At 68.2% G+C, this 11,426-nt stretch carries 9 protein-coding genes; 3 read left to right on the plus strand and 6 right to left on the minus strand.

Annotated features, from left to right (window positions below; translation table 11 throughout):
- From AB4Y84_RS04030 to AB4Y84_RS04045, 4 genes are all read right to left on the minus strand, one after another.
- Positions 1-1,534 (minus strand): ABC transporter transmembrane domain-containing protein (locus AB4Y84_RS04030; protein ID WP_442249798.1); only part of this gene is annotated, 1,534 nt, incomplete at its 3' end.
- On the minus strand, positions 1,527-2,123 hold the full coding sequence (locus tag AB4Y84_RS04035) for an IMPACT family protein (RefSeq protein WP_442249799.1): 597 nt from the start codon (positions 2,121-2,123) through the stop codon (positions 1,527-1,529). The genes AB4Y84_RS04035 and AB4Y84_RS04030, both read right to left, overlap by 8 nt.
- Before the next feature lie 34 nt (positions 2,124-2,157).
- Positions 2,158-3,138 carry a hypothetical protein gene (locus tag AB4Y84_RS04040; RefSeq protein ID WP_442244920.1) on the minus strand — a complete coding sequence of 327 codons (981 nt, stop codon included), beginning with the start codon at positions 3,136-3,138 and terminating at the stop codon, positions 2,158-2,160.
- Positions 3,135-3,653, minus strand: a complete 519-nt coding sequence (locus AB4Y84_RS04045) for an RNA polymerase sigma factor (RefSeq protein WP_229291374.1) — start codon at positions 3,651-3,653, stop codon at positions 3,135-3,137. The genes AB4Y84_RS04040 and AB4Y84_RS04045 overlap by 4 nt, the downstream gene beginning before the upstream one ends.
- Before the next feature lie 247 nt (positions 3,654-3,900).
- Between AB4Y84_RS04045 and AB4Y84_RS04050 the strand changes: the two genes are divergently transcribed.
- Complete coding sequence (locus AB4Y84_RS04050) at positions 3,901-6,747, plus strand: bifunctional diguanylate cyclase/phosphodiesterase (protein WP_032977624.1); 2,847 nt, start codon at positions 3,901-3,903, stop codon at positions 6,745-6,747.
- A 19-nt stretch (positions 6,748-6,766) separates the two neighbouring features.
- Here AB4Y84_RS04050 and AB4Y84_RS04055 read toward each other — a convergent pair whose 3' ends face one another.
- Together AB4Y84_RS04055 and AB4Y84_RS04060 are read right to left on the minus strand one after the other, a co-directional pair.
- Positions 6,767-7,360: a TIGR00730 family Rossman fold protein gene (locus AB4Y84_RS04055; RefSeq protein WP_025875132.1), complete on the minus strand. Its 594-nt coding sequence runs from the start codon at positions 7,358-7,360 to the stop codon at positions 6,767-6,769.
- 194 nt (positions 7,361-7,554) lie between these two features.
- On the minus strand, positions 7,555-9,051 hold the full coding sequence (locus tag AB4Y84_RS04060) for an aminotransferase class III-fold pyridoxal phosphate-dependent enzyme (protein ID WP_442244921.1): 1,497 nt from the start codon (positions 9,049-9,051) through the stop codon (positions 7,555-7,557).
- Positions 9,052-9,297: 246 nt separating this feature from the next.
- Here AB4Y84_RS04060 and queA point away from each other — a divergent pair, with 246 nt between their 5' ends.
- Together queA and tgt are read left to right on the plus strand one after the other, a co-directional pair.
- Positions 9,298-10,329, plus strand: coding sequence for a tRNA preQ1(34) S-adenosylmethionine ribosyltransferase-isomerase QueA (queA, locus tag AB4Y84_RS04065; protein WP_442244982.1), 1,032 nt, complete (start codon positions 9,298-9,300; stop codon positions 10,327-10,329).
- Positions 10,330-10,469: 140 nt separating this feature from the next.
- On the plus strand, positions 10,470-11,426 hold a 957-nt coding region (gene tgt, locus AB4Y84_RS04070; RefSeq protein WP_442249800.1), incomplete at its 3' end, for a tRNA guanosine(34) transglycosylase Tgt.

Genomic DNA, 11,426 nt, shown 5'->3' on the forward strand with positions numbered 1-11,426 from the left:
GTATCGGTGCGTCCTTCAGCAAGGCACGGGCGATCGCCACGCGCTGCTGCTGGCCACCGGACAGGCGGGCACCGCGCTCGCCCAGTTCGCTGTCGTAGCCCTCTGGCAACGCACGCAGGAAGGCGTCGGCCTCGGCGGCACGGGCTGCGTCCTCCACCTCGGCGTCACTGGCCTCCAGCCGACCATAGCGGATGTTGTCGCGTGCGCTGGAGGCGAACAATGTCGGCTGCTGCGGCACCAGCGCCAGCTGCGCGCGAAGCTCGGCCGGATCGACCTCGCGCACATCGATGCCGTCCACGCAGATGCGGCCGCTTGCCGGATCGTGGAAGCGCAGCAGCATCGACAGCACCGTGCTCTTGCCGGCGCCTGACGGGCCGACCAGGGCGACGGTTTCACCCGGCCGCACGTGCAGGTTGAAATGGTCCAGCGCGGCCTGGTCCGGTCGCTGCGGGTAGTTGAACACCACGTCGTCGAAATGGATTTCGCCACGCAGCGGCTGTGGCAGCGCACGCGGCTTGGCCGGGGCACGGATCTCGATGTCTTCCTGCAGCAGCTCGCCGATGCGGCCCATGCCGCCGGATGCGCGCTGCAGTTCGTTCCACACTTCGGCCAGCGCACCGACCGAACCGCCGCCGATCAGCGCGTACAGCACGAACTGGCCCAACGTACCGGCGCTGAGGCGCCCGTCGATGACGTCGTGCGCGCCCAGCCACAACACCCCGACAATCGCACCGAACACCAGCAGGATGGCGCTGGCGGTCACCAGCGACTGCGCGCCGATGCGCCGGCGCGCGGCACGGATCGCATCGCCCAGCGCATGGTCGAAACGGCCGCGTTCATAGGGCTCGCGCGCATGCGCTTGCACGGTGCGCACCGCGCCCAGCGTTTCGCTGGCCAGGCTGTTGGCATCGGCGATGCGGTCCTGGCTGCTGCGCGCGATGGTACGCAGCTTGCGCGCGCCGATGATGATCGGCAGCACTGCCAGCGGGATGCCGAGCAGCGACCAGGCGGCCAGCCGCGGACTGGTGACAAACAGCATCGCCAGGCTGCCGACCACGGTGACACTGCTGCGCAGCGCCACGGACATGGTCGAGCCGACCACGCTGCGCAGCAGTTCGCTGTCGGCGGTCAGGCGCGAAACCAGCTCGCCGCTGCGGCTGCGGTCGTGGAAGCCGGCGCCGAGCTGGATGAGGTGCGCGTACAGCCGGCTGCGCAGGTCCGCCACGACCTTCTCGCCGAGCAGCGAAACAAAGTAGAAGCGCGCCGCCGTCGCCAACGCCAGCACCACAGCGACCAGCATCAGCAATGCAAAGGCACGGTTGATCTGGCCCCCGCTGCTGAAGCCGTGGTCGATCATCTGCTTCACCGCCGGCGGCAGGCTCAGGGTCGCTGCCGAAGAAACGGCCAGGGCCAGCAGCCAGGCGCTGAACAATCCGCTGTGGCGGCGCACGAACGGCCACAGTGTGCGCAGGCTGCCGAGGCGGCGCAGCGGCGGGGAGGCCGGGTCGGTCGCCGGTGCGTCCTTGTCAGTCATCGAGGGGGTCATCTTGGATACGGATACGATCACGGGTGGCGTCGCGCAGGCGGATTTTCAATGCGTCGACCTGCTCTGCGGGCAATTCCACCCGCAATCTCACGCCATTGGCATCAAACTGTTCATCGCGTTTTTCGGCCGCGTGGGCCGGCAGGGCCGCATGCAGCGCGCCCAGGTCCTCGAATCCAGCTACCAGCTGCAGCCGCGCCATCGCCACCAGTGGCAGGCGCGGCGCGGTGCGCAGGCATTCGGCAGCGGCGCCGCCGTAAGCCCGGACCAGGCCACCGGCGCCCAGCTTGATGCCGCCGAACCAGCGGGTGACCACCACCATCACCCGGTCGAATCCCTGGCCATCGATGGCGGCCAGGATCGGGCGGCCCGCGGTGCCGGCGGGCTCGCCGTCATCGCTGGAGCGATAGTCCTGGCCGTGCCGGTAGGCCCAGCAGTTGTGGGTCGCATCGGCTACCGATACGTCCTGCAGARATGCCATCGCCGCAGATGCGCTCTCGATCGGCGCGGCATGCGCGATGAAGCGGCTGTGCTTGACGTCCAGGGTGTGGTTGACCGGTTGGGCGAGGGTGTCGGGCATTCCCTTCATTCTACGGGCTTGCCGCCGACGTGCCTCAGTCGTCCAGCAACGGTCGCACATCCTTTGGCAGGCGCGCCTCTGGATAGGTCTGCAGATAACGCTCCAGGCTCGCCCGGGCCAGGTCGCGCTGGCCGGCGTCGCGGCGCTCGCGGATCTTCTGCAGCCATTGCCGGCGTGGCAGCCCGGCATCGGCCTGCACTTCGGCCTGTACCGCGTCCGCGCTGAGGTTCGCGTCGCTTGCGCGGCGCATGACGCCAGGCGCGGTTCTGCCGGCCGCCTCCTGCTTGGCTGCGGTGAGTGCGACGCGGTCTTCGGCGATGGCCTGCGCGGAGGTCATTGATTCCGCCGTCGCCGCAGTGGCCTTGCGCGCCCTCATCGTCGCGGCAGGAGCCGCAGGGGCAGGCGCCGAATAGGCTTCGGCTGCGGGCGCTGCCGCCGGCATCGGGGGCGGCGCAAACGCTGTGTCGGCTGCAGGCGCAGGTGGCGGTGCCGGCGCCAACATTGGAGCGGGTGCCTGCCGGGGTGCGGCAGGCGCGGGTTTCACCACCTCCGCGATGGCCGGTGCCGGTGCCGGTGCTGCGTTGGCCGCCGCGGGTGCCGGTGCTGCGGCCGGTGCAGGTAGCTGTGCGGCTTCGGTGGCCGCAACATCGGCGGCCGCGCTGTCGTAGGCAGTGCCTTCGGCGCTCGCATCGGCCGCCATTTCCTGTACAGCAGGCGCAGCGGCCCCTGCCTCGGCAGGGGCCGACGGAGGCTCTGGACGCATCTGCCAGGCGATGCCAACGGCGAACACCGCCGATGCGGCAACGCCGAACACGGCCGGCCAGCGGCGGCGCGGGCGCAGCGTGCGTGGTGCCGCCGGRGACGCGGTTGCCTCGCGTACCGGCGTGTCCACGGCCGCACGCGCAGCGGCGAGGATCGCCGCGTCCAGTGCCGGCGGAGGGCCCTGTTCGGTGCGGCGCCCAAGCAGGCGTGCCAGTTCGCGTTCTTCCGGCGTCAGTGCATCGTCTCGGTTCATGCGTTCAGTCCCGCACGCAGCTTGTCCATCGCATAGCGCAGCCGCGATTTCACGGTTTCCCGGCCAACGCCGGTGATCTGGCCGATCTCCTCCAGGCTCAGTTCCTGTTCCAGCCGCAGCTGCAGCACTTCGCGCTGTTCTGCGGGCAGTTCTTCCATCGCCAGCTGGATGCGGCGACGTTGTTCGAATTCGGACAATTCCGCTTCCGGTGTCTGCCCATCTTCCAGCGCGGCCAGGCGCAGATCGGCATCGGCCGGTGCAGGGGGGCGATGGCGGGCGGCGCGCCAGTGGTCGTTCAGGCGGTTGTGGGCGATGCGGAACAGCCAGGTGCTGAAGGCGGCATCGGCCTGCCAGCCTGCACGCGCGCTGATCACCCGCTGCCAGACGTCCTGGAACATCTCCTCGGCCAGCGCGGTGTCGCGCAGCTGCCGCAGCAGGAAGCCGAACAGGCGCTTGCGATGACGGGCATACAGGCTTTCGAACGCGTGCACTTCACCGGCGGCCCAGGCCAGCATCAAGGCTTCATCGGTTGGCAGGGCGCTGGCATCCACGCCGTACAGGGTAAGCCCTGCAGGCGGTGGCGCATAGCCAGCGATGGGGTGGGACAGGGCGACAGTCACGGCAGGAACCGGGAGGGGATCGAAAGGAAAAACGCCCGAGGGCACGTTTCGGGGTTGCCGGGCTTCCATTGCCCCCCGGGTGGCGCGTTATGCTCGGTAATTCAGGGGAGGCGGCGCTCAGGCGGCGCCAAGAGAACGTCATTTGTCCACCGAAGCCGACCGCGCGCTGGAAGCGTCAAACAACGAGCCTGTGCTGAGCGCAGCGCTGGTGCGCGCGCTGCATGCGCTGCTGCCGGAAACGGCGATCGTGCGCGTCGGCTGGGACGATCCGCAGCTCGGCAGCGGGCAGGGTGGTTGGCCGATCGGCGGTGGCGAGGAGGACATCTGGCAGCCGCTGGCCGACCATGCTGAAGGCCGCCACGGCTGGGAATACGACGGCGCCCGGCTGCTGCTGTCGGTACGCGGCGCGACGCCTTCCCCGGCCTGGTGGGGGCTGGCCCGGCAGGCCATGGAGCTGGCCCTGCAGCGGGGCCGCCAGGCGGGGCAGATCAAGGCGCTGGAAGAAGCTGAGCGGTTGCAGCAGGCCCTGTTCCAGATTGCCGACCTGGCCGGTGCGGACCTGGAAATGAGCGAGATGCTGCGCCACGTGCATGGCGTGCTGGGCACGCTGATGTACGCGCAGAACTGCTACATCGTCGAGTATGACGATGCCCGCCGGCAGATCCGCTTCCTGTACTTCGCCGACCAGGTCGATGACTTCGTCGCCGATCCGGCGCAGGGCTACGACATCGACCAGATGCCGCGCAGCCTGACAGTGGCGCTGCTGCGGCATGGCCGGCCGTTGAGCGGGCCTTCGCGCGAACTGCTGGCGCGGGTAGACCAGGAGCACGACCCGCAGCGCGGCCCGGAGAGCCTGGACTGGCTGGGCGTGCCGATGCTGCGCGATGGCCGGGTGTGTGGTGCGATCGTGGTGCAGAGCTACGAGCATGCCGACCGCTACGGCGAGGCCGAACGGGCCCTGCTGGGTTTTGTCGCCCAGCACGTGCAGACCGCCATGGACCGCCGCCAGGCGCAGGTGCGGCTGGAGCAGCAGGTGGAACGGCGCACGCAGGAGCTGCAGCGCGCCAATCTCAGCCTGCAGGATGAAGTGGCCGAGCGCCGCCGCGCCGAGCAGTTGCAGACCGCGCTGTACAACATCGCCGAAATGGCGATGTCGGCCGACAGCCTGGCGCAGTTCTACGGGCAGGTGCACGGCGTGGTCGGGCGCTTGCTGGATGCGCGCAATTTCTATATCGCGCTGGTCAATGCCGAGGGCGATGGGCTGGATTTCGTCTATTCGGTCGACGAGCACAACGCGAGTCGTGCACCGCGCGCGTTCAGTCGTGGCCTGACCGAGTACGTAGTCCGCCATCGTCGGCCCCTGCTGGCCTCGCGTGCGCAGATCGATGCGCTGCTGGAAACCGGCGAGGTGCGCGAATCCGGCGCACGTTCGCAGTGCTGGCTCGGCGTGCCGTTGCTGCGCGACGACGAAGTGGTCGGTGCGATCGTGGTGCAGAGTTACACCGAGCAGATCGCCTTCAGCGTGCATGACCAGCGCCTGCTGATCTTCGTTGCGCAGAACATCGGCACCGGTCTTGCGCGCCAGCGCGACCAGCAACGACTGCGCTCGGCGCATGCCGAGCTGGAAAAGCGGGTGGAGGAGCGCACCCGCGAGCTGGGCGAGGTGAACGAAAAGCTGCTGGGCCAGATCGGCGAGCGCCTGCGCGCCGAGCAGCGACTGACCCACCAGGCGATGCACGACGCGCTGACCGGACTGCCCAATCGCCTGCACCTGCTGGACAGGCTGCAGGATGCGCTGGCGCTGGCCCGGCGCGAAGGCGGCCCGGTGTTCGCGGTGCTGTTCCTGGACCTTGACCGCTTCAAGCTGGTCAACGACAGCATCGGTCACGCCGCCGGCGATCGCATGCTGGTGGAAGTAGCCAAGCGCATTGTGTCCATGGCCGGCGACAATGATGTGGTGGCGCGCCTGGGCGGTGATGAGTTCGCCGTGCTGCTGCACTGTCCGGAGGGCCTGGCGCAGGCGCTGGATTTCGGCCAGCGGCTGTTGCTGGCGCTGCAGGAATCGATGTGGATCGCCGGTCGCGAGCTGTTCCCCTCCGGCAGCCTGGGCATCGCCTTGTGGAACCCGCGCTATCGCACCGGCGAGGAACTGCTGCGCGACGCCGATGCGGCGATGTACCGGGCCAAGGCCCAGGGCCACGACCGCTGCTCGATCTTCGATGAGGAGATGCGCGAGCAGGCGCTGCGCAGCCTGGATCTCGAGGCCGACCTGCGGCGGGCGATCAACAACCGTGATTTCGTGCCGTTCTACCAGCCGATCGTGCGCCTGTCCGACGGCGAGGTGGTCGGCCATGAGGCCCTGTTGCGCTGGAAGCACGAGCGCCGCGGCCTGTTGCTGCCGGGCGCGTTCCTGGAGCTGGGCGAGGAAAGCGGCCTGATCGAACAGGTCGACTGGTTGATCTACGAGCAGGTCATCGCCGGCCTTGCCGATGGTGGGCGTGGCTATGTGTCGGTCAACGTGTCGCCGCGGCATTTCCGCTCCGCCGAGTTCAGCGGGCGCCTGTATGGCCTGCTGGAGGCGAGCAACGCGGACCCGCGGCGGCTGCGCCTGGAGATCACCGAGGTGGCGCTGCTCGATGACGGTCCACACACGCTGCGCATCCTGAAGGGCCTGCGTGAACGCGGCATCCAGGTGCAGCTGGATGATTTCGGTACGGGCTTCTCGGCGCTGTCCTACCTGCACCGTTTCCCGATCAGCACGTTGAAGATCGACCAGAGCTTCATTGCCGGCCTGCACGGCCCGGAGGCGCAGAGCACGCGCGCGCTGGTCGAAGGCGTGCTGTCGCTGGCACGCACGCTGGGCATCGAGACGATCGGCGAAGGCATCGAGACCGAGGCGCAGCGTGACACGCTGTTCGAGCTCGGCTGCGACTACGGCCAGGGCTACCTGCTGGGCCGGCCGGCACCGTGGACGCGCGCGGCAGCCTGAGCCACCGCGCACGTAGTCCTCAACGCAGCGCCGCGCGGCGCTTCTCGTCGATCCACTTCGAGGCCTGGGCCGGTTGGTAGTTCTTCATCCAGGCCAGCATCTCCTCGATGTCCGAGCCGTACCACAGGTCCTGGCGCTGCTCGGGGTGCAGGAAGCGCTCTTCCACCATGCGATCGATCATGCCGATCAACGGCGCATAGAAGCCGTCCACATCGAGGAACGCGCAGGGCTTGTTGCCGATGCCGAGTTGGCGCCAGGTCAGCATCTCGAAGATCTCTTCCATGGTGCCGAAGCCGCCGGGCAGGGCGACGAAGCCATCGGACAGATCGAACATGCGCGACTTGCGTTCATGCATCGAACCGACGATCTCCAGTTCGGTCAGGCCGCGATGGGCCACTTCCCAGTCGGCCAGCTGGCGCGGAATCACGCCGGTGACCTCACCGCCGGCGGCGAGCACGGCATTGGCCACGGTACCCATCAGGCCGACATTGCCGCCGCCGTACACCAGGCGCATGCCGTCGCGGGCGATGCGATCGCCCAGCGCGATGGCGCGTTCGGTGTAGACCGGCTTGCTGCCAGCGTTGGAACCGCAGTACACACAGATCGACTTCATGGATCTTCCTGTCTTGGCCGGAAACGAAAACGCCCCGCGGTCAACCAGTGAAGCCGGTCGCAGGGCGGGGTGTCCGGGCAATTATGAGGCTTTGCCGTTGTTCTCTGTAGCGCCGGGCTTTGCCCGGCGATATTTCGTTCAGATCAGGGCCAGCCCTTCAGCCGGGCAGCGCCCGGCTCTACGAGGGTCTGGGATTACGCGGCGGCAGCCTGTTCGCGGCGCGGCCCTTCACGCAGCGCACGGCCCACCATGCCTACCAGCAGGTCCAGCTCGCTGCTGTCCGTGCCGAAGTGCGGGGTGAAGCGCAGCGAGTTCTCGCCACCATGGATCACGTTGATGCCGTGCTGGCGCAGCCATTCCTCGGTGGAATTGGCGCCATAGCACTTGAACTGCGGGGCCAGTTCGCAGGAGAACAGCAGGCCGGTGCCCTGCACCTTGGTGATCAGGCCGCCCAGCTCGTTCTTCAGCTGCTCCAGCTTGCGCACCGCCTCGGCGCCACGCTCGGTGATCGCCGCGCGGACCTGCGGGGTCAACTGGGCCAGAGTGGCGCAGGCCACGTCCAGCGCACGCGGGTTGCTGGTCATGGTGTTGCCATAGATGCCCTTGCGGTACAGCTGCGCGGCGTGCTCGGTCACGGCCAGCACCGACAGCGGATACTGCGCGGCGTTCAGTGCCTTGGAGTAGGTTTCCATGTCCGGCGCATCCAGCCCTTCGAAGCCGGGATAGTCGACCACCGACAGCACGCCATGGGCGCGCAGGCCGGCCTGGATCGAGTCCAGCAGCAGCAGGCTGCCGTGAGCGCGGGTCAGTTCGCGGGCCAGCGCATAGAACGCCGGCGGCACGGAGCGGCCCGGGTCACCTTCGCCCATCACCGGTTCCAGGAACACCGCTTCGATGAACCAGTTGTTCTGCGCGGCATCCTCGAACACCTTGCGCAGGCCGGCCTCGTCGTACGGGGCGACGGTGATCACCGACTCCTCGCCACGGTAGCTGGCCAGGTGCTGCATGTAGGTCTTGCGGCTGGAATCGGAATACAGCGCCGGTCGGTCGGTGCGGCCGTGGAAGCTGCCCTTGATGACCACGCGCTTGATTGCCGCACCGGCATGGCGGGCACCCGGGTCGGTCTGCAGCTTGGCGTTGACGTCGGCGATGCGTGCGGCCAGCCCAACCGCTTCAGAGCCGGAATTCAGGCACATGAAGCGCGTGAACGGGCAGCCGCCACGACGGTGGCCGATCTCGGCCCGCAGGGCGGCGATGAAGCGCTGCTGGGACAGGCTGGGGGTCATGATGTTGGCCATCACCTGCGGCCGTGACATCGCTTCCATGACGGCGTCCGGGGTGTGGCCGAAGCCCAGCATGCCGTACCCACCGGCGTCGTACAGCACCGCGCCCTTCAGGGTCACCACCCACGGACCGCGCGCGGCCAGCGCCACGTACGGGGTCACCGCATCATCGGCGTAGAAATTGACGAAGCCGTCCTGCATGGCATCGATCTGCGCCTGCTCATCCTGTGCCAGCAGCGGCCCCAGCTCAGCCTGCACGCGCGCGAATTCGGCAGCAGCGGCATCGACCGCGGCGACCAGCTGCGGGTGGTTGGCGGCGAGGGCGGTCAGGGTTGCGTCATCCAGGCCGTTTGTGAGGCGGGTGCCGGGCTGGGCGCGGAGGGGGGCGAGGCGTTCGATGAAGCTCATTGCAGATCTCCTGAAACGTTGGGTCGCACGGGCCTTCAAAAGCAAAACGCGCGTCTTCACGCGCGCTTGGGGCGGGCTCGTGCATCGGACTTCCTCGTCGATGCTAGCACTTGTTTTTTTGCGCGATAACCCCGCAAAAGACTGCTGCATAGCAGCATTTTGCGCGACGTTCGGGTGCGCCCGTGCCGGCTCGCAGACGCTGGCCGTACAATGCGCGCCATTGTCGACCTGTTGCCGTCCACTGCCTTGAAGAAGTCCGATTTCCATTACGAACTGCCGGCCGAACTGATCGCCCAGGCCCCCTTGGCCGAACGCTCTGCGAGCCGCCTGCTGCTGGTGCCGCCGGCGCCGGCTGCCTTCACCGACCTGCAGGTGCGCGACCTGCCATCGCTGCTGCAACCGGGCGACCTGCTGGTGTTCAACGACACCCGGGTGATTCCGGCGCGCCTGTTCGGGCAGAAGGCCAGCGGTGGCCGCGTGGAGATCCTGATAGAACGCCTGCTCGGCGGCCAGCAGGCCCGGGCCCAGGTCGGTGCCAGCAAGTCGCCGAAGGCCGGCAGCCGCATCGCCCTGGATGCCGGTGGCGAAGCTGAAGTAATGGGCCGCGACGGCGAGTTCTACGTGCTGCAGTTCCATGTGCCGGAATCGCTGGAGCAGTGGCTGCTGCACGCCGGCCGGCTGCCGTTGCCGCCCTACATCCAGCGCGAGCCCGGTGTGGACGACCGCGAGCGCTACCAGACCGTGTTCGCGCGCGAAGTGGGCGCCGTGGCGGCGCCGACCGCAGGCCTGCACTTCGATGAGGCGCTGCTGGCAGCACTGAAGGACAAGGGCGTGGATTTCGGCCACGTCACCCTGCACGTGGGCGCAGGCACGTTCCAGCCGGTGCGCGCCGACGACCTGAAGGACCACGTCATGCACCGCGAGTGGCTGAACGTCGGTGCCGAGCTGGTGCAGCAGGTGCGACGCACGCGTACGGCCGGTGGCCGGGTGATCGGCGTCGGCACGACGGTGGTGCGCGCGCTGGAAAGTGCGATGCGTGAGGGGGAGCTGCTGCCGTTCGCGGGCGAAACGCAGATCTTCATCACCCCGGGCTACCGGATCCGCAGCGTCGACGCGATGGTGACCAATTTCCACCTGCCGGAAAGCACGCTGCTGATGATGATCTCCGCGTTCGCCGGCAAGGACCGCGTGTTCGAGGCCTACCAGCACGCGATCGAACAGCGCTATCGCTTCTTCAGCTACGGCGACGCGATGCTGCTGTTCCCGCAGGCGGGGTAGGGCGCCGGCATTCGCTTCTGGTGGGTGCGTACCGTTGGTGCGCACTTGCGGGTCATCCGCCGGGCATGGCCCGGCGCTACCGGAGCAGGAAAGGCGGTTTTGGGAGACAATGGGCGACTATTTGCCCGAACGACCGCTCCATGTCCCGATTGCAGTTCCAGCTCCAGACCCGTGATGGCCGCGCCCGCCGTGGCCGCCTGACCTTCCCGCGTGGCACGGTGGAAACGCCGGCCTTCATGCCGGTGGGGACCTACGGCTCGGTCAAGGGCATCCTGCCGGACCAGGTGCGCGCGCTGGGCGCCGAGATCATCCTCGGCAACACGTTCCACCTGTACCTGCGGCCGGGCCTGGACATCATCGCCGACCACGGCGGCCTGCACGGCTTCTGCCGCTGGGATGGCCCGATCCTGACCGACTCAGGCGGCTTCCAGGTGTTCTCGCTGGCCCACCGCCGCAAGATCACCGAGCAGGGCGTGACCTTCGCCTCGCCGACCGACGGTGCCCGGGTGTTCCTGGGCCCGGAGGAGAGCATGAAGATCCAGAAGGTGCTCGATTCGGACGTGGTGATGATCTTCGACGAGTGCACGCCGTACCCGGCCACCGAGGAAGTCGCCCGCCGGTCGATGGAACTGAGCCTGCGCTGGGCCCAGCGCAGCCGCAATGCGCATGACGAGCTCGGCAATGACGCCGCCCTGTTCGGCATTGTCCAGGGCGGGGTGCACACCGACCTGCGCAGCCGTTCGGCCGAGGCCCTGCAGGGGATCGGCTTCGACGGCTATGCCATCGGCGGCCTGGCCGTGGGCGAGCCGGAAGACGAGCGCAACGCCATGCTCGACCATCTGGATCCGGAGCTGCCGGCCGACCGTCCGCGCTATCTGATGGGCGTTGGCCGCCCTGAAGACCTGGTAGAGGGTGTCGCACGTGGCGTGGACATGTTCGATTGCGTGATGCCGACCCGGAACGCGCGCAACGGCCACTACTTCACCTCGTTCGGCACCGTTCGCATCCGCAATTCACAGTACGCACGGGATATGGACCCGATCGAGCCGGGCTGTGGCTGCGTGGCCTGCRCCGGCGGCTATACCCGCAGGTACGAG

This window comes from Stenotrophomonas sp. 2YAF22 (assembly GCF_052114665.1).
In the GTDB taxonomy this organism is placed as follows: domain Bacteria; phylum Pseudomonadota; class Gammaproteobacteria; order Xanthomonadales; family Xanthomonadaceae; genus Stenotrophomonas; species Stenotrophomonas indicatrix.

Coding starts and splice junctions, on each gene's coding strand:
- AB4Y84_RS04045 (WP_229291374.1), bottom strand. CDS start 3,653: ATGCTGGCCTGGGCCGCCGGTGAAGTGCACGCGTTCGAAAGCCTGTAT.
- AB4Y84_RS04055 (WP_025875132.1), bottom strand. CDS start 7,360: ATGAAGTCGATCTGTGTGTACTGCGGTTCCAACGCTGGCAGCAAGCCG.
- AB4Y84_RS04060 (WP_442244921.1), bottom strand. CDS start 9,051: ATGAGCTTCATCGAACGCCTCGCCCCCCTCCGCGCCCAGCCCGGCACC.